The organism is Streptomyces sp. NRRL S-378, from assembly GCF_000720645.1.
GTDB lineage: Bacteria > Actinomycetota > Actinomycetes > Streptomycetales > Streptomycetaceae > Streptomyces.
Genome location: NZ_JOBX01000007.1, coordinates 107122 through 125379, shown reverse-complemented (window position 1 = coordinate 125379; position 18258 = coordinate 107122). Strand labels below are relative to the sequence as shown.

18 protein-coding genes are annotated in these 18258 nt (G+C 71.5%); 15 read left to right on the top strand and 3 right to left on the bottom strand.

Features of this window, described 5'->3' with window-relative positions; genetic code table 11:
* The first annotated feature begins 38 nt into the window (after window positions 1-38).
* The 5 genes from IH80_RS0107145 (at window position 39) to IH80_RS0107125 (ending at window position 5030) form a co-directional block, all read left to right on the top strand.
* On the top strand, window positions 39-1064 hold the full coding sequence (locus tag IH80_RS0107145; RefSeq protein WP_030958601.1) for an adenosine deaminase: 1026 nt from the start codon (window positions 39-41) through the stop codon (window positions 1062-1064).
* A 21-nt stretch (window positions 1065-1085) separates the two neighbouring features.
* Window positions 1086-1775, top strand: a complete 690-nt coding sequence (locus tag IH80_RS0107140; RefSeq protein WP_030958599.1) for a glycerophosphodiester phosphodiesterase — start codon at window positions 1086-1088, stop codon at window positions 1773-1775.
* A complete protein-coding gene (locus IH80_RS0107135) occupies window positions 1772-2980 on the top strand; it encodes a sensor histidine kinase (RefSeq protein ID WP_420708764.1) in 1209 nt (402 codons plus the stop codon). The genes IH80_RS0107140 and IH80_RS0107135 overlap by 4 nt, the downstream gene beginning before the upstream one ends.
* A complete protein-coding gene (locus tag IH80_RS0107130; protein ID WP_030958595.1) occupies window positions 2977-3648 on the top strand; it encodes a response regulator in 672 nt (223 codons plus the stop codon). The genes IH80_RS0107135 and IH80_RS0107130 overlap by 4 nt, the downstream gene beginning before the upstream one ends.
* A 149-nt stretch (window positions 3649-3797) precedes the next feature.
* Complete coding sequence (locus tag IH80_RS0107125) at window positions 3798-5030, top strand: serine hydrolase domain-containing protein (protein WP_037879096.1); 1233 nt, start codon at window positions 3798-3800, stop codon at window positions 5028-5030.
* On the opposite strand, the gene IH80_RS0107120 is transcribed toward IH80_RS0107125, so the two are convergent.
* The 3 genes from IH80_RS0107120 to IH80_RS0107110 all read right to left on the bottom strand — a co-directional run bounded on the left by IH80_RS0107120 (window position 5020) and on the right by IH80_RS0107110 (window position 8282).
* On the bottom strand, window positions 5020-5493 hold the full coding sequence (locus IH80_RS0107120) for a hypothetical protein (RefSeq protein ID WP_030958593.1): 474 nt from the start codon (window positions 5491-5493) through the stop codon (window positions 5020-5022). The two genes, IH80_RS0107125 and IH80_RS0107120, sit on opposite strands and share 11 nt — an antisense overlap.
* A gap of 77 nt (window positions 5494-5570) precedes the next feature.
* Entirely contained in the window at window positions 5571-6749 is a 1179-nt protein-coding gene (locus IH80_RS0107115) for a polyamine ABC transporter substrate-binding protein (protein WP_030958592.1), read from the bottom strand.
* Window positions 6750-6842: 93 nt separating this feature from the next.
* Window positions 6843-8282, bottom strand: coding sequence for a gamma-aminobutyraldehyde dehydrogenase (locus IH80_RS0107110; RefSeq protein WP_030958591.1), 1440 nt, complete (start codon window positions 8280-8282; stop codon window positions 6843-6845).
* A 169-nt stretch (window positions 8283-8451) separates the two neighbouring features.
* On the opposite strand from IH80_RS0107110, the gene IH80_RS0107105 reads away from it, so the two are divergent.
* The 10 genes from IH80_RS0107105 (at window position 8452) to IH80_RS0107060 (ending at window position 18253) form a co-directional block, all read left to right on the top strand.
* Window positions 8452-8955 (top strand): Lrp/AsnC family transcriptional regulator, encoded by a 504-nt coding sequence (locus tag IH80_RS0107105; protein ID WP_030651035.1) that lies wholly within the window; start codon window positions 8452-8454, stop codon window positions 8953-8955.
* The gene (locus tag IH80_RS0107100) at window positions 8940-10319 is read left to right on the top strand and encodes an aspartate aminotransferase family protein (protein WP_030958590.1); all 1380 of its coding nucleotides are present in this window, start codon (window positions 8940-8942) and stop codon (window positions 10317-10319) included. The genes IH80_RS0107105 and IH80_RS0107100 overlap by 16 nt, the downstream gene beginning before the upstream one ends.
* A gap of 185 nt (window positions 10320-10504) precedes the next feature.
* Window positions 10505-11260: an ABC transporter ATP-binding protein gene (locus tag IH80_RS0107095; RefSeq protein WP_030958589.1), complete on the top strand. Its 756-nt coding sequence runs from the start codon at window positions 10505-10507 to the stop codon at window positions 11258-11260.
* Window positions 11242-12312 (top strand): hypothetical protein, encoded by a 1071-nt coding sequence (locus tag IH80_RS0107090; protein WP_030958588.1) that lies wholly within the window; start codon window positions 11242-11244, stop codon window positions 12310-12312. Before IH80_RS0107095 ends, IH80_RS0107090 begins: the two co-directional genes overlap by 19 nt.
* A gap of 26 nt (window positions 12313-12338) precedes the next feature.
* Window positions 12339-13430, top strand: coding sequence for an LOG family protein (locus IH80_RS0107085; RefSeq protein WP_078906358.1), 1092 nt, complete (start codon window positions 12339-12341; stop codon window positions 13428-13430).
* Between the two features lie 80 nt (window positions 13431-13510).
* Window positions 13511-14416 carry a hypothetical protein gene (locus tag IH80_RS0107080; protein WP_030958586.1) on the top strand — a complete coding sequence of 302 codons (906 nt, stop codon included), beginning with the start codon at window positions 13511-13513 and terminating at the stop codon, window positions 14414-14416.
* A 114-nt stretch (window positions 14417-14530) separates the two neighbouring features.
* The gene (locus IH80_RS0107075; RefSeq protein WP_030958585.1) at window positions 14531-15166 is read left to right on the top strand and encodes a hypothetical protein; all 636 of its coding nucleotides are present in this window, start codon (window positions 14531-14533) and stop codon (window positions 15164-15166) included.
* A 133-nt stretch (window positions 15167-15299) separates the two neighbouring features.
* Window positions 15300-15557, top strand: coding sequence for a ferredoxin (locus IH80_RS0107070; protein ID WP_051808892.1), 258 nt, complete (start codon window positions 15300-15302; stop codon window positions 15555-15557).
* Window positions 15554-16957: an NAD(P)/FAD-dependent oxidoreductase gene (locus IH80_RS0107065; RefSeq protein WP_030958581.1), complete on the top strand. Its 1404-nt coding sequence runs from the start codon at window positions 15554-15556 to the stop codon at window positions 16955-16957. Before IH80_RS0107070 ends, IH80_RS0107065 begins: the two co-directional genes overlap by 4 nt.
* A gap of 39 nt (window positions 16958-16996) precedes the next feature.
* Window positions 16997-18253 carry a cytochrome P450 gene (locus tag IH80_RS0107060; protein WP_030958579.1) on the top strand — a complete coding sequence of 419 codons (1257 nt, stop codon included), beginning with the start codon at window positions 16997-16999 and terminating at the stop codon, window positions 18251-18253.
* Window positions 18254-18258: the final 5 nt, after the last annotated feature.

The following is an 18258-nucleotide window of genomic DNA, read 5'->3' as shown; positions in this document are numbered from 1 at the left end:
ACGACCCACCCGCACCCCGTCATCCGGAGGCACCCCCCATGACCGACCTGCACCCCTTCATCGCGGGGCTGCCCAAGGCCGAACTCCACGTCCACCACGTCGGCTCCGCCTCCCCGCGCATCGTGGCCGAGCTCGCGGCCCGGCACCCCGACTCCAAGGTCCCCACGGACCCCGAGGCCCTCGCCGACTACTTCACCTTCACGGACTTCGCCCACTTCATCGAGGTCTACCTGTCGGTCGTCGACCTCGTCCGCACCCCCGAGGACGTACGGCTGCTGACCTTCGAGGTCGCCCGTGACATGGCCCGGCAGAACATCCGCTACGCCGAGCTGACCATCACGCCGTACTCCTCCACCCGCCGCGGCATCGACGAGAAGGCCTTCATGGAGGCCATCGAGGACGCCCGCAAGGCCGCCGAGAAGGAACTCGGCGTCATCCTGCGCTGGTGCTTCGACATCCCCGGCGAGGCCGGCCTGGAGGCCGCCGCCGAGACCGCGCGGCTCGCCGTCGACCTGCGCCCCGAGGGCCTGGTCTCCTTCGGCCTGGGCGGACCCGAGATCGGCGTCCCGCGCCCGCAGTTCAAGCCGTACTTCGACGCCGCCCGGGTCGCCGGCCTGCGCAGTGTCCCGCACGCGGGCGAGACCACGGGTCCGGAGACGGTCTGGGACGCCATCCGCGAGCTGGGCGCCGAGCGCATCGGCCACGGCACGAGCTCCGTCCAGGACCCGGAGCTGCTCGCCTACCTCGCCGAGCACCGCATCGCGCTGGAGGTCTGCCCGACCTCGAACATCGCCACCCGCGCGGTGACCGACCTCGACCGGCACCCGGTCAAGGAGATGGTCGCGGCGGGCGTGCTCGTCACCATCAACAGCGACGACCCGCCGATGTTCGGCTCCGACCTCAACAACGAGTACGCGGTGGCCGCCCGCCTCCTCGACCTCGACGAGCGCGGGCTCGCCCGGCTCGCCAAGAACGCCGTCGAGGCCTCCTTCCTGGACCCGGACGGCAAGGCGAAGCTCAACGCGGAGATCGACACGTACACCGAGCAATGGCTCGCGGGCTGAAGTCCCCCCGAGAATGGGACCATGCGCACCCTGACAGCCGTCGGCCACCGCGGCGATCCCTACCGTGTCCGTGAGAACACCCTGCCCTCGATCCGCTCCGCCTTCGCCCGCGGGGCGGACGCGGTCGAGGTCGACGTGCGGCTGACCCGTGACGGGGTGCCCGTCCTCCTGCACGACGAGTCGCTCCAGCGGCTGTGGAACCACGACGTGCGGCTCGACGAGGTCTCGGCCGCACAGCTCAAGGAGCTGACGCACGGAGCCGTTCCGACGTTGCGGGACGCGCTGATGGCGGCCGGGGACGGCCGGCTGATGCTCGACCTCCCGGGTGCCACGCCCGAGGCGGTCCGCACCGTCGTGGGCCTGGTCCGGGAGTGCGGTGCCCGCGAGCGCACGTTCTACTGCGCGGGACCGGGCTCGATGCTGGCGCTGCGCGCGGCCGATCCCGGTGCGGAGATCGCACTGACCTGGACCACGCTGTCACCGCCCCGGCGGGTCCTGATCGACGCGGTGGCGCCCCGCTGGCTCAACTACCGCTTCGGGCTGGTGAGCCGGCAGCTGGTGGACGCGCTGCACCGGGACGGCCTGCTGGTGTCGGCGTGGACCGCCGACACCAGGCGGACGATGAAGGGGCTCATCGCGGCGGGGGCCGACGCGATCACTACGAACCGGGTGGACGCGCTGACGGCCGTACGGGCCGAGTTCGGCCGGTGATACCCGCGCTGGGCCGTCCGGTCCGGCGGCTGCGCGGGGCCCGCCCGTGGGTGGTGGACCTGGGCCTGACCGTGCTGGTGCAGCTGGCCGTCACGATGCCGTTCGTGCTGCCGCGGGAGCCCGGTCTGCCCCCGGTGACCTGGGCCTCGTACGCGGTCACCACGCTGGGGGTGCTGCCGCTGGTGTGGCGTCGGCGCCGGCCCGTGCGGGTCCTGGTGGCGATCCTGCTGATCGGCGGGGTCTACAGGGTGGCGATGGACGGGCCCGGCCAGCCGCTGCCCTACGCCGGGCTGATGGCCTTCTACACGGTCGCACTGCAGTGTCCCGGCCGGGTGCGGGCCGTGGTCGGTGCGGGCTCGGTGGGGGCCGTCGCCGCGTCCGTGGGGCTGGGGACGGGAACGGCCAGGGAGCTGTCCTTCACCCTGTTCTGCGCGGGCGCCGCCTACGCGCTGGGCCGGCTGCAGTTCACCCGGCAGGCCTACACCACGGCCGTCGAGGAGCGGGCGGAGCAGCTGGAGCGGGCCAAGCGCATCGAGGCGGAGCAGGCAGTGGCCCGGGAGCGGGCACGGATCGCGCGGGAGATGCACGACGTCCTCTCGCATGCCGTCAGCATCATGATCGTGCAGGCGGAGGCCGGGCCGGTGGCGGTGCGGCGGGCGCCGGAGCGGGCCGAGGCGGCCTTCGAGGCGATCTCGGAGACCGGCCGGGAGGCGATGGCGCAGTTGCGCACGATGCTGGGGGTGCTCCGCGAGGCGGACGGTCCGGCGCCGCGCGAGCCGCAGCCCGGGGTGGCGGCGCTGCCGGCCCTGCTGGAACGGGTGCGGCGGGGCGGGCCGGAGATCGCGTACGAGGTGACGGGCGAGGTCGGGGGGCTGCCGTCGGCGGTGGACACGGCCGTGTACCGCATCGTGCAGGAGGCGCTGACGAACGTGGTGAAGCACGCACGGGCCCGGCGGGTGGGCGTTCGGCTGCACCACGGGGACCGGGAGCTGGAGATCACCGTGACGGACGACGGGCGGGGGCCGGCGGACGACGGGCGGGGGCCGGCGGGCGGTGGCGGAAGCGGCGGCGGGCACGGGCTGATCGGGATCAGGGAGCGGGCGGCCGCCCACGGTGGGACGGCGCAGTGCGGTCCGCGGCGCGACGGCGCCGGGTTCGAGGTGCGGGCGGTGCTTGTAACCTCGCCGCTGGAGGTGGGGAGTTGACGATCCGTGTGGTGGTGGCCGACGACCAGGAGCTGGTGCGCAGCGGGTTCGCGATGATCCTCGACGCCCAGGAGGACATCGAGGTGGTGGCTGAGGTCGGGGACGGCGCGGCGGCGGTCGCGGCCGTGGAGCGGCAGGTCCCGGACGTGGCGCTGCTGGACGTCCGGATGCCGGTGCTGGACGGGATCGAGGCGTGCCGGGCGATCTCGGCGGGCGGTGCGTGCCGGACGGTGATGCTGACGACCTTCGACTCGGACGAGTACGTGTACGAGGCGCTGCACGCGGGGGCGAGCGGGTTCCTGCTGAAGGACGTGCGGCGGGACGACCTGGTGCACGCGGTACGGGTGGTGGCGGCGGGCGAGTCCCTGCTGGCGCCCTCGGTGGCGCGCCGGCTGATCGAGGAGTACACGGCGACGACGGTACGGGCGCCCGCGCTTCCCTCGGAGCGGCTGGAGGTGCTGACCGCGCGGGAGCGGGAGACGCTGCTGCACCTGGGGCGGGGGCTGTCGAACGCGGAGATCGCGGCGGCGCTGGTGGTGAGCGAGCACACGGTGAAGTCGCATGTGGGGAACGTGCTGGCGAAGCTGGGACTGCGGGACCGGATCCAGGCGGTGATCTGCGCGTACGAGACGGGGCTGATCGCGGCGGGTACTCCCTCCGGGGAGTGAGGGGACGGCGTGTCGCCTCCCTCGCGCCGGTGAGTTGTCGTACCGGTGAAGACCCCTCTCCAAGGTGATCCGCAACCACCCCTGTGAGCAGGAGCATTGAGGTCATCGGGGCGGAGGTCCCCGACTGATCGCAGGGGGAGCACACCGCCATGAACACAAGGATGCGCACACTGGTCGCCGCGGCCCTGGTCGTCGGGACCGCGTCGGGACCGGCCGTCGCCCACGCGGCGCCGGCGTCCGCTTCTTCGGAGTGGAAGGCGCCGTCGGTTTCGGCGCCGTCGGTTTCGGCGCCGTCGGTTTCGGCGCCGTCGGTTTCGACGCCACCGAACGCGGCGGCGCTGGGGGCGGCGATCGCCGGGCTCGGTCCGCAGCACCCGGACGCGACGGCCGCGCTGGTCCGGGTGGGCGGCACGGCCGGCCGCTGGCAGGGCGGTTCGGGGGTGGCGGACATCCGCACGGGGCGCGATGCCGTCGAGCAGGGCCGGTTCCGGGCGGGGTCGGTGACCAAGGCGTTCACGGCGGCGGTCGTCCTGCAGCTGGCGGCGGAGGGCCGGGTGGATCTCGACGGGCCGGTCCGGCGCCATCTGCCCGGGACCGTGCCCGACCGCTACGGGGCGGTCACGGTGCGGCAGTTGCTGAACCACACCAGCGGCATTCCGGCGGCCGACGGTCCCGGCGACTCCTTCGAGGCGCAGTGGGAGCACCGGTTCGAGGTGGCCGATCCGCACGCGCAGATAGCCAACGCGGTGGCGAAGGAGCGGGAGTTCGCACCCGGCACCGCCCAGCACTACCTGAACATCAACTACACGGTGCTCGGTGTACTGATCGAGAAGCTGACGGGCATGCGGTACGAGGAGGCTGTCGGCGCGCGGATCCTGAAGCCGCTGGGGCTGCACGGGACATCGTTCCCGGGGCGGACCGGGACGAGGATCCACGGTCCGCACAACCGGGGGTACCAGGCGATACCGCAGGCGGACGGCTCGCGCGAGCTGCGCGACGTGACCGAATGGAACTCCTCGGACCGGTGGGCGGCGGGCGACATCATCTCGACGACGACGGACCTGGAGCGGTTCACCATGGCCCTCTTCGGCGGCCGGGTGGTGCCGAAGGACCGGCTGGAGGAGATGTTCACGGTGCCGGACGTGCGGGACCGGGTGAGCGGCAAGCCGGCGGTGATGACAGCGGGCCTGTCCAGGATCGTCCTGCCGGACGGCACGGTGGCCTGGGGCAAGACGGGTGGTCGGCACGGCTACAACACCGCGATCGGGGCGACCCGGGACCTCTCCCGCACGCTCGTCTACTCGGTGAACGCCACGGACGCCAAGGGCCAGGACACGAACCGGGTGGCCCTCGGCATCGTCATGGCGGCCTTCACGAAGTAGCGGCGGCCTCGGTCTCCAGCCGCTTGATCATGCGGCGCAGGATCAGCAGGGGGATCACCCCGAAGACGCCGAACGAGATGTCGATGACGCTCCACCAGAAGGGGATGCCGCGGATGGGGCCGCAGATCAGCGCCAGGGGGATCACTCCGGCGCAGGCGATCATGCCGGCTTCGATGATCCAGATGTTGCGGACGGGGTCGCGGTACACGCCGTAGAAGAAGACGGCGATCACGAGGTGGGCGAAGGCGAGCCAGTCGGTTCCGTACAGGAGGAAGGGGTATTCGGCATCGGCCCGGTCCAGCCCGTCGCCCACGCGCCGCAGCCATATGTTGTCGATCAGGGCGTTGGACCAGCGGAGCTCGCTGACCAGCGGGAAGGCCGTGAGGCCACTGAGTACCAGGCAGACGACGAAGAGGATCAACCAGGCACGGATCCGCCGCTCAAGGGCGCTTCTCTCGCTCATGGAAGGAAGCCTACGCCGGTTTCTGAACACGTTCAGCCAAAAGACTGAACGCGTTCAGTTCCGTGTCCGGACCGTGATCAGAGGCCGACGATGGCGTTCCACCGCCTGGCGAGGGAGCGCCGCTCCGCCGAGGAGATGTCCCGGGCCACGGCGAGCCGCCGCCGCAGGGCGCCGTCGGGGAAGAGCAGCGGATTCTCGGCGAGTTCGGCGGTCTCCTTGTCGTCGGAACCCGCCAGGACCTCCCGGGCGGCGGGGACGGGGCAGACGTAGTGGACGGAGGCGGCGAGCTGCGCGGCCACCTCCGGGTCGTAGTAGTGGTCGATGAGGGCCTCGGCATTGGCCTTGTGCCGGGCCAGGTTGGGGACGAGCAGGCTCTCGGCCCACAGCTCGCCCCCTTCCTCGGGGACCACGAACTCGATGTCCGGGTTGTCGGCCTGGAGCTGGATGGCGTCACCGGAGTAGGCCTGGCAGGCGAGGACGTCGCCCTTGCCGAGATCGGAGGTGTAGTCGTTGCCGGTGAAGCGGCGGATGTGCTTCTTCCCGACCAGGCTCTCCACGTGGTCGCAGACCTGGTGGAAGTCCGATTCGGTCCAGCGCGTGACGTCGACCCCGTTGCCCTGCATCAGCAGGGCGAAGGATTCGTCGAGCCCGGAGAAGAGCGTGACCCTGCCCGCCAGGTCGGGGTGCCACAGGTCCCTGACGGACCTGATCTCCCGGCCCAGGGCCCTGCGGTTGTAGGCGATGCCCGTGATCCCGGACTGCCAGGGCACGGTGTGCAGCCTGCCTTCGTCGAAGGCGGGGGAACGCAGCTGCGGGTCGAGGTGACCGGCGACGTTGGGCTGTGCGGAGCGGTCCATCTTCTGGGCCCAGCCCAGGTGGACGAAGCGCGCGGCCATCCAGTCGCTGACCACGACCAGGTCGTGGCCGGTCTCCTGGCGGTTCATCAGGGCCGGGCCCACCTTGCCGAAGAACTCGTCGTTGTCGTTGATCTCCTCGGTGTAGCGGACCTCGATGCCGGTCCGCTCGGAGAAGGCCTCCAGGGTCGGCCGGCGCTCCTCGTCCTCCTCGTCGGTGTCGATGTAGAGCGGCCAGTTGGAGAAGGCGACGCTGCGGTCGCGGTCCGAACGGTCGGGGCCCACCCGCCCCTCCTCGGGGACGAAGGCGGGGGGAACGCCGCATCCGGCGAGGGCGGCCGACAGGCCCGCGGCACCGAGTCCGGCGAGCGCGGCACGGCGGGAGAAGGCGAGTTGAGGCATGGCCACAGCCTCGGCGAACGCGGAAGGGACGGGCAATAGACATCTTGTCTACTGCCCGCCCCTTCAGAGCCCTGCTGTGATCGATGCGGCCGATCAGCCGTCGAGCGAGGTCATCACGTGCTTGATGCGCGTGTAGTCCTCGAAGCCGTACGCGGAGAGGTCCTTGCCGTAGCCGGACTTCTTGAAGCCGCCGTGCGGCATCTCGGCGACGAGCGGGATGTGGGTGTTGATCCACACGCAGCCGAAGTCCAGGTTCTTGGACATGCGCATCGCGCGGCCATGGTCCTTGGTCCAGACGGAGGAGGCGAGGGCGAACTCGACGCCGTTCGCGTACTCCAGGGCCTGGGACTCGTCCGTGAAGGACTGGACGGTGATGACGGGGCCGAAGACCTCGTTCTGGATGATCTCGTCGTCCTGCTTGAGGCCGGAGACCACGGTCGGGGCGTAGAAGTAGCCCTTCTCGCCGACCTGGTGGCCGCCCGCCTCGACCTTGGCGTGGGCGGGGAGGCGCTCGATGAAGCCCGCGACCTGCTTGAGCTGGTTGGGGTTGTTCAGCGGGCCGTACAGCACGTCCTCGTCGTCCGGCGCGCCGGTCTTCGTGTCGGCGGCGGCCTTGGCGAGCGCGGCCACGAACTCGTCGTGGATCGACTCGTGCACGAGCACGCGGGTGGCGGCGGTGCAGTCCTGGCCGGCGTTGAAGTAGCCGGCGACCGCGATGTCCTCGACGGCCTTCGGGATGTCGGCGTCCTCGAAGACGACGACCGGCGCCTTGCCGCCGAGCTCCAGGTGGACGCGCTTGACGTCCTTGGAGGCGCTCTCGGCGACCTGCATGCCCGCGCGCACCGAACCGGTGATGGAGGCCATCGCCGGGGTGGAGTGCTCGACCATGGCCTTGCCGGTCTCGCGGTCGCCGCAGACGACGTTGAAGACGCCCTTGGGCAGGACCGAGTCGATGATCTCCGCCATCAGGACGGTGGAGGCCGGGGTGGTGTCGGAGGGCTTGAGCACGACGGTGTTGCCCGCCGCGATGGCCGGAGCGAACTTCCACACGGCCATCATCATCGGGTAGTTCCACGGCGCGACCTGGGCGCAGACACCGACCGGCTCGCGACGGATGATCGAGGTCATCCCGTCCATGTACTCACCGGCCGAGCGGCCCTCGAGCAGACGCGCCGCACCCGCGAAGAAGCGGATCTGGTCCACCATCGGCGGCAGCTCCTCGCTGGCCGTGAGGCCCAGCGGCTTGCCGGTGTTCTCCGACTCGGCGGCGACGAGCTCGTCCGCACGCGCCTCGAAGGCGTCCGCGATCTTCAGCAGCGCCTTCTGGCGCTCGGCGGGGGTGGTGTCGCGCCAGCCCGGGAACGCGGCCGCGGCGGCGGCCATGGCGGCGTCGACATCGGCCTGGCCCGAGAGCGGGGCCGTCGCGTACACCTCGCCGGTGGCCGGGTTGACCACCTCGGTGGTGCGCCCGTCGGCGGCGTCCTTGAACTCCCCGCCGATGTAGTTGCGCAGACGACGCAGTTCGGTGGTCACTACAGCCACACTCCTGATCACATGTCCAACGATTGAGACGAATACCAAGCCTAGCCCCTCGGCAGAGGCTTTCGACAGGCCCGAAGGGCACCAACTACGAAATCAGTGAGATCAGAGTCGCCAAACAACGGATTTCATTGATTCCGTCTTGCGGAACAGACGACTCCTCGTGCACAGTGGGCTCGTGGTCAGTCGAAGCGCAGATTCCAGGAACAGACAACCGTCCCCTTCGGTCGATGCTGTGTCCCTGGCGATCATCGAGCAACTGCAGGAGGACGGTCGCCGTCCCTATGCATCGATCGGCAAGGCCGTCGGCCTGTCGGAGGCGGCTGTGCGCCAACGCGTGCAGAAGCTGCTCGACCAGGGCGTCATGCAGATCGTCGCCGTCACCGACCCGCTCACCGTGGGCCTGCGGCGTCAGGCCATGGTCGGCATCAACGTCGAGGGCGACCTCGACCCGGTGGCGGACGCACTGACCGCGATGGCCGAGTGCGAGTACGTGGTGATGACCGCCGGCTCGTTCGACCTGATGGTGGAGATCGTCTGCGAGGACGACGACCACCTGCTGGAAACGATCAACAAGAAGATCCGCACGCTCCCCGGCGTGCGATCTACCGAAAGCTTCGTTTATCTGAAGCTGAAGAAGCAGACCTACATGTGGGGAACCCGATAACCGTGACCCAGGACCTCTCCAAGACCGCGTACGACCACTTGTGGATGCACTTCACCCGCATGTCGTCCTACGAGAACTCCCCCGTCCCCACCATCGTCCGCGGTGAGGGCACCTACATCTTCGACGACAAGGGCAAGCGCTACCTCGACGGTCTCGCCGGCCTGTTCGTGGTCAACGCCGGTCACGGCCGCAAGGAGCTGGCCGAGGTCGCCTACAAGCAGGCGCAGGAGCTGGCCTTCTTCCCCGTCTGGTCCTACGCCCACCCGATGGCCGTCGAGCTCGCCGAGCGCCTGGCGAACTACGCCCCGGGCGACCTGAACAAGGTCTTCTTCACCACCGGCGGCGGCGAGGCCGTCGAGACCGCCTGGAAGCTGGCCAAGCAGTTCTTCAAGCTGCAGGGCAAGCCCACGAAGTACAAGGTCATCTCGCGTGCGGTCGCCTACCACGGCACCCCGCAGGGCGCCCTGTCCATCACGGGCCTGCCGGCCCTCAAGGCTCCCTTCGAGCCGCTGGTGCCCGGCGCGCACAAGGTGCCGAACACCAACATCTACCGCGCTCCGATCTACGGCGACGACCCGGAGGCCTTCGGCCGCTGGTGCGCCGACCAGATCGAGCAGCAGATCCTCTTCGAGGGCGCCGACACCGTCGCCGCCGTCTTCCTGGAGCCCGTGCAGAACGCCGGCGGCTGCTTCCCGCCACCGCCCGGCTACTTCCAGCGGGTCCGCGAGATCTGCGACGAGTACGACGTGCTCCTCGTCTCCGACGAGACGATCTGCGCCTTCGGCCGCCTCGGCACGATGTTCGCCTGTGACAAGTTCGGCTACGTGCCGGACATGATCACCTGCGCCAAGGGCATGACCTCGGGCTACTCCCCGATCGGCGCCTGCATCGTCTCGGACCGCCTCGCGGAGCCGTTCTACAAGGGCGACAACACCTTCCTGCACGGTTACACCTTCGGCGGACACCCCGTGTCCTCCGCGGTGGCCCTCGCGAACCTCGACATCTTCGACAAGGAAGGCCTCAACCAGCACGTGCTGGACAACGAGAGCGCCTTCCTCCAGACGCTGCAGAAGCTCCACGACCTGCCGATCGTCGGCGACGTCCGCGGAAACGGCTACTTCTACGGCATCGAGCTCGTCAAGGACAAGGCCACCAAGGAGTCCTTCACGGACGAGGAGACCGAGCGCGTGCTCTACGGGTTCCTCTCCAAGGCGCTCTTCGAGAACGGCCTGTACTGCCGGGCCGACGACCGCGGTGACCCGGTCATCCAGCTCGCGCCGCCGCTGACCGCGGACCAGGGCACCTTCGACGAGATCGAGGGCATCCTGCGCACGGTGCTCACCGAGGCGTGGACCAAGCTGTGACCGGGCTGTAAATCGTCCGAGGCTGCAATCGTCCGAACACACGGCCCGGATCCTCCGTTCGAGTGAGAACGCGGGGGTCCGGGCCGTGTGCTGTCGGCATCCAAGCGGTTCATCTCTTTACATCTCAGTGCGGCGCCAGTGACCGGAAGGGCTCCGTTTCGTTCCCTCGGACGGAGGTGTACGCCATGGTGGCCCCACCGGAGAATGCCCCGCCGGACAACGACGTGCTCTGGGCTCGGTCCCTTCACTACGCGCACGACGGTGCCCCCGCCCTCGTCGACGTCTCCCTCGGAGTCCGCCAGGGCGAGATCCTGGCCCTGACCGGGCCCCGCGGCAGCGGCAAGACCACTCTGCTCCGCTGCCTGTCCGGGCAGCTGCGCCCCGCCGAGGGCGAGGTCTGGTTCAACAGCGTCCCCGTGCACACCATGGGCGACCTGTCCCGCGAGCGGCTGCGCCGCGACCGCTTCGGCTGGATCGGGCCCGAACCGCAGCTGCTGCCCGAGCTGAAGGCCTGGGAGAACGCCGCGCTGCCGCTGCTGCTCGCCGGCACCTCCCACCGCGCCGCCAAGCACGCCGCCTGCGAATGGCTCGACCGCCTCGACATCGGCTCCTTCGCCCGCAAACGCCCCGCGGCCCTGACCCGCGCCGAGTGCCAGCGCGTCGCCCTGGCCCGGGCCCTGGTCACCGTGCCCTCGGTGATCTACGCCGACGAGCCCACCGCCCCGCTGCACCGGGCCGACCGGGCCCTGCTGCTGCGGACGCTGACCACCGCGGCCCGCTCGCACGAGATCACCGTGCTGCTGGCCACCGACGACGAGGACACCGCGGCCGTCGCGGACCGCCGCCTGACCCTCGTCGACGGCCGGCTCGCGGGGACCGGCGCCGTCTCCCCGCTCCCCGACACCCCGGAGGGCCAGGCCGCGTGCTCGCTCTCCGCCTAGGCCGCGGCTCCCGGCCCCTCGTCCAGATGCGGCGGCTGCTCGTCGCCGCCGCCTCGGCCGGGACCGGGTTCCTGCTGCTGTACGTACTCGCCGGAGCCGTGGCACGGCCCGCCGGATCGTTCCCTCGCCTGCTGTGGGCACTGGTCCCGCTGGCCGCGACGGTCCACTTCGCCGTCGCCGTCGCCCGCGCCGACCCCGCGACCCGCCCCCGCGAGGGGCTGGACGCCGCCGGGCTGGGACCCGTACGCCTGGCCCTGCTCGCCGCGATCTCCACGGCCGTCGCCTGCACCCTGGGCAGCGCCCTGGCCCTGGCCGTCTTCCTCCACCTGCGCGGGGACCTCTCCGGCCTGCCCTTCGACGGCTCCGGCGCCCGGCTGCTCCACGCCGAGCAGCCGCTGCCCGTTGCGGCCGCCCTGACCCTGCTGGCACTCGTACCGCTGACCGCGTCGGCCGCCACCGTCCTCGCGCTGCGTCCGCACCGGCCGCTGGCTCCGCAGACCGCCCTGCCCTGGGGAATCTCGCTGACCGCCTGCGGGCTCGCCACCGAGGCCTATGCGGGCCGGGGCGGCGGGGTCCTTGCCGGCTGGACGCTGACCGCCGTCGGGCTCGCCCTCGCCGGACCGGGCCTGGCCTACGCCTGCGGGAGCCTGGTCCAGGCCGTGCGCCCGGGCGCCCTGCGGCTGCTGGCCGGACGGTCCCTGCAGGAGCAGGCCTCCCGCATCGGGCCGTCGCTGGGCGTGCTGTGCTCCGTCGCCGCCGGGGCCCTGACCGCCCTGGCCCTGCGGGACCGGGGCGGGCTGCACGTACCGCTCGGTCCGCTGGCCTGGCCGGCCGCCGCCCTCGTGGCGCTGTGCGCCGCCGCGACCCTTCTCACATCCGCGGTGGAGGGCCGCCGCACCGGGGCCGCCGGCCGCGGGGCGATGCTCGATCTGGCCGCTCCCGCAAAGGTCCTGCGTACGGCGGCGGGTCTGCGGGCCACCGCGCTCGTGGCCGTGTGCGTACCGGTCAGCTGGGGTGTGGCACAGCTGACGTCGCTGGCGCTGACCCGCTGAGGTGTACAGCCCTTAGGGTGGGCCGAATGGTCAACGCAGACATCGAGATCGAGACGCTCGCCGAATTCGACCAGGTCGTGGCACGCGGCTCACTCAGCGGCTACCGGATCCAGTCGGTCAACCTGCTGGAGCGGACCTTCGCCCTGCTGGCCGCCGACACCTCGGCGGCCGTCTTCCTGGGCTGCGCGATGGAGCCCGATGCCTCGGCGAAGGTGCGCGCGGACGGCGCCCTGGTCTTCCCGCCCGTCCCCGACCTGCCCTTCAACCCGTACCGGGGGCTGCTCTACACGCCGGAGGAGCTCTTCGAAGGGCTGCCCGGCGGCTACGAGGCCACCCCCGACGCCGAGACCTACGCCTGGTTCCGGGAGAGCGGGGCCGACCGCGACGTCTTCTCCTCGATGCTGCGCTCCGTGCACGACGACGCGATCTCCGACGCTCTCGACGAGCACCTCGCCACGGCCCGCGTGGTGGGCGTGATGGGCGGCCACGCCATGTCCCGGGGCAGCGCGGAATACCGCGGTGCGGCCGAACTCGGCCGGGCCCTGACCCGGTCCGGGCTGACCGTGGCCACGGGCGGCGGCCCCGGCGCGATGGAGGCCGCCAACCTCGGCGCCTACCTGGCGCCCGCCCCCGACGAGGCCCTCGCCGAGGCCCTGGAACTGCTGGCCAAGGCCCCGTCCTTCGAGCCGTCGGTGTCCGACTGGGCGCGGGCGGCCTTCGCCGTACGGGACCGCTGGCCCGGCGGCGGCGACTCCGTCGGCATCCCCACCTGGTTCTACGGTCACGAACCGCCGAACGCCTTCGCCGCGCACATCGCGAAGTACTTCGCCAACGCCACGCGGGAGGACGGGCTCCTGGCCCGGTCCACCGCGGGCGTGGTGTTCCTGCCCGGCGCGGCCGGCACCGTCCAGGAGATATTCGACAACGCGACGCCCAACTACTACGGGTCCCGGGGCGAACCCGCGCCGATGGTCCTGGTCGGCCGCACCCACTGGACCGAGCACCTCCCGGCCTGGCCCCTGCTCAGGGCGCTGGCCCGGGGGCGGGCGATGGAGTCGCGGATCGCGCTCGTCGACTCGGTGGACGAGGTCCCCGGCGTGCTCGCTTCGATGAACTGAGCTACAGAGGCAACTTCCGGGGCGATTCCCACGTCTGGCAGAGGTACCGCAAAACCTGCCAGACGTGAACGGAGCCATCGGTGCTCATAGGCCTGCTGACCGCTGTCGCGGCATCCATCTGCTACGGCACGGGATCCGTGCTGCAAGCCGTCGGATCGCGCCGCGCCGCCCGGATGTCCCCGGCGGCGGCCGGGGTGACCGCCCACGGCGGCCCCAACCTGTCGTCCACCGCCAAGGCGGCGATGACGTGGGAGTTCATCGTCGGCACGATCCTGGACTTCGTCGGCTTCGGGCTCGGTGCCCTGGCCGCCCGTCTCCTTCCGCTCTTCCTCTCCCAGACGGTCATCAGCGCGAACCTGGTGATCACGGCCGTGCTGAGCGTGAAGATGCTCGGCATCCGGCTGACCCGCAAGGAATGGGCCTCCATCGGTGTCGTCTGCACCGCGCTCGTCCTGCTGGCGACGGCGGCCGGCCACGAGGGCGGCCACCACGCGCCGATGTCGACGCACTGGTGGCTGCTGGGGATCACCGCGCTGCTCATGGTCGGCGGCACCGTGGCCGTCCGCCTCCTCGGCGGCGGGGCCGCGATCCTGGCGGGTCTGCTGTCCGGTCTGGGCTTCGGCGCGCTCGGCGTGGGCGTGCGGATCCTGAACGGCGTGGACCCGTTCGACCTCGGCACCCTGCTCACCGACCCTGCGCTCTACGCCATCCTGCTGGCCGGCGTCGGCGGCATGTACCTGCACACCGTCGCCCTGCAGATCGGCTCGGTGAACGGAGCCACCGCGGCCCTCGTGGTCGGCGAGACGGTGCTCCCCGGCGCGATCGGCGTGCTCTGGCTCGGCGACGCGTCGCGCCCGGGCCTGGCCTGGCTGGCGGTCGTCGGTTTCGTCATGGCGGTGACCGGCGCGGTGGCCGTCGCCTGGTACGGCAAGCACGAGGGTGCGGAGGAGGAGGCACCCGCGCCGGTGCCGGAGCCGGTCGGCTGACGTGCCGGCCGGCCGGGCGGGGCGTCCCCGCTCCCTCACCCGGTCGGCCGTCCCCCGCTGGTGACGCGGCGACGGCTGTCGCTTGCTGGACCGGGGGGAGAGAGCGAGGGGCCCGTGGAGCCCACGACCGATCGGCTGCAGACACCCCGCGCCGCCGGTATGGCCGGAGTCGCCTTCGCCCTGCTCCTCGGTGCGGCGATCGTCCTGATGCGGATCTCCGTCCCGGCCGGTGACGCCGCCGACGCGACCATCGACCCGGACCGCCGGTGGGCGGTCCAGCTGGCCCTGCAGATCGTGCCCTTCGCCGGGATCTTCTTCCTCTGGTTCATGGGCGCCCTGCGCGCCCACACCGGTGGGGCCGAGGACCGGTTCGTCGCCACCGTGTTCCTCGGCAGCGGCTTCGTCTTCGTGGCCACCCTGTTCGCTGCCGCCGCTGCGGCCGGCACCGTGCTGAACGAGGAGACGCCCTCCGACTTCGGCCGCCACTACGCCTACACCCTGCTCGCGACGTACGCGATGCGCATGGCCGCGGTCTTCGTCCTCGCGACCTCGACGATCGGGCGGATGCTCGGCGCCTTCCCGCGGCCGCTGGCCGCGCTCGGCACCCTGGTGGGCCTGATCCTGATCGTGGTGGGCGCCGGCGTCCCCTGGTCCGAGCTGCTGTTCCCGGCCTGGGCCCTGGTGATCAGCCTCCACATCCTGCGCGCCCGCCGCACGGCCGCGTCCACGGACCGCCCCGGACCGCCCTGAGCCCCTCCTGACCTGGCGGTCCGTGCTCCGGCAGGCGGCCTCCGGGCAGCGCGTGCATGCTGGTGGACAGGGGATGAAGCGGGGGTACCCGGGGGCGACGGGGATCAACAGCCGAGGGAAAGGCAGATCCGTCATGAGGCTTGTCGTCGACCTCAATCGCTGCCAGGGATACGCCCAGTGCGCTTTCCTCGCTCCCGACGTCTTCGCCATGCACGGCGACGAGTCGCTCCTGTACAACCCGGAAGCGGCTGCCGAGCAGCGCGAGAACGTCGTCCGCGCCGTGGCGGCCTGTCCCGTCGGCGCGATCCTCCTCGAACTCACCGACGAGGACATGGTGGACGTGGTGTCCCAGGGTGCCGGGGCCGGGGCCGGGTCCGGAGGCACCCGGTGACCGGTGAACGCACCCGCGACGGGGCCCTGGAGCAGCTCAAGCGCGAAGGCCGCATCGTCGTCGTCGGTGCTTCGCTCGCGGGTCTGCGGGCCGCCGAAACCATGCGCGACAAGGGGTTCACCGGTTCGCTGACGATGATCGGCGACGAACCCTACGAGCCGTACGACCGGCCCCCGCTGTCCAAACAGGTCCTGCTCGGCAACGCGGTGGCGGACCACACGGCGCTCCCCCGCCGCCGGGCCATCGACGCCGACTGGCGCCTCGGGGTCCCCGCGACGGGTCTGGACATGGCCGCCCGCACGGTCCGGCTCGGCAACGGCGACGAGGTCGAGTACGACCGGCTGCTGATCGCCACCGGCGTCCGCGCCCGGCCCTGGCCCAACCCGGAGGAGGCCGAGCTCGAAGGGGTCTTCGTGCTGCGCACCCGCGACGACGGCGAAGGACTGCAACGCGCCCTGGCCGCCGGTCCCCGCCGGGTGCTCGTCATCGGAGCCGGGTTCACCGGGTCCGAGATCGCGTCCGCCTGCCGGGAACGCGGCCTGAACGTGACCGTCGCAGAACGGGGCGAGGCCCCGCTGGTCGGCGCGCTCGGCGGGGTGATCGGCCGGGTCGCGGCCGAGATGCACCGGGAGCACGAGGTCGACCTGCGCACCGGCGTCATGGTCACCGCCCTGGAGGGCGATCCGGCCGGCCGGGTGCGGGCCGCCCACCTCTCCGACGGCTCCAGCGTGGAGGCCGACGTGGTGGTCGTCTCCCTCGGCGCGCAGCGCAACACCGAGTGGCTCGCCGGCTCCGGACTGGGCGCAGGACCCCGCGGGATCGCCTGCGACGCGGGCTGCCGGGCCTTCGACGTCCGGGGCATCGTCACCGACGACATCTTCGTGGCGGGTGACGTGGCCCGCTCCCCGCACGCCCTGTTCGGCTACCAGTTCCTGTCCCTGGAGCACTGGGGCAACGCCGTCGCGCAGGCCGACACCGCGGCGCACAACATGCTCAGCGAGAGCGCGGACCGCCGCCCCCACCTGTGGGTGCCGGCCTTCTGGTCCTCGCAGTTCGGCGTGAACATCAAATCGGTCGGGGTACCGCCGATGGGGACCGAGCTCCTCGTCACGCAGGGCTCGCTGTCCGAGCGCCGGTTCGCGGCCGTCTACGGCTACCAAGGGCGGGTGATCGCGGCGGTGACCTTCGACAACTGCCGGTGGCTGCCGTTCTACGAGCAGCAGATCGAGAGCACCGCGCCGTTCCCGCCGCCGTACTCCACGGTGGACCGCAGGCCGGAGGGGAACAAGCCGGTGCCGGCGGACTTCCCCGACCCCTCGGTGCCGACCCACGGCCCGACCATCACCCTCAGCGGCTACTCGCCGGCCGACCGGAAGATGACCTTCACCCCTGGGCACTGACCGCGTCGCGACCGCCCCCGAGGATCACGAGGACCCGTCATGACTCAAGCCCTCCTGCGGGAGATCATCGACTACGCGAACCGGGCCAATCCGTACCCGCTGTACGAGGAGCTCCGCAGGACCCCGGTGTCCCACGACGGGAACGGCCCGTACGTCGTGAGCACCTACTACGAGATCCACAGCCTGCTGCACGACCCCCGGATCAGCTCCGATTCGCGCAATCTGAAGGCGACCGGCGACGATCCGCTGGGCGAGTCGGCCGACGAGGAGGGGACGGCCCTGCCGCCCTCCTTCCTCAAACTGGACCCGCCGGACCACGACCGTCTGCGGCGCATGACGAACCGGCCGTTCGGGCCTCCGCACTCCCCGCACCGGGTGCACGACATGCGCGCCGAGCTCCACGGACTGGTCGACGGGCTCATCGACGGCATCGCCGGCTCCGGCGACCTCGACCGCGTCGACCTGGTCGACCAGTTCGCGTACCCGTTCCCGGTCACGGTGATCTGCCGGCTGCTCGGGGTGCCCCACGAGGACGAACCGCGTTTCCACGTCTGGGCGGAGACCCTCGCCGCCAGCCTGGACCCCGACCCGGACGCGGACCCCACCCAGCGCGGCAAGGGCACCACGGACGCGCGCATGGAACTGGGCATGTACCTGGCCGGGCTGATCGAGGAGCGTCGCAAGAACCCCGGTGACGACATGCTGTCCCAGCTGGCCACCGCGGACGGCCCGGACGGGGCGATGACCACCATGGAGGCGCTCAGCACCTCCGCGCTGCTGCTGATCGCCGGCCACGAGACCACGGTCAACCTGATCACCAACGGGATGCTGACGCTGCTGCGCCACCCGGACGTCCTCCAGCGGCTGCGCGAGGAGCCCGGCCTGTCCGTCCCGATCGTGGAGGAGCTGCTGCGCTACGAGCCGCCCGTGCAGCTGCTGCCGCAGCGCACGACGCTCTCCGACATCGAGGTCGCGGGGGTCACCATCCCGAAGGGGGCCTCCCTGTGGCTGGTCCTGGCCTCCGGCAACCGTGACCCGAAGCGGTTCGAGAACCCGGACCGCTTCGACCCGGACCGCAAGGACATCCAGCACCTCGGGCTCGGCAGCGGCATCCACAGCTGTTTCGGGGCGCCGCTGGCCCGGCAGGAGGCGCAGCTGGCGCTGAGCGAGCTGGCCCGCCGGCTGGTCAACCCCCGGCTGCTGGAGGACCCGCCTCCGTACCGCCAGAACGCGGTGCTGCGCGGGCCCCGGCACCTGCCGATCGCCTGCGACGGCGTCCTGCCGAAGGCCGCCTAGGGCCC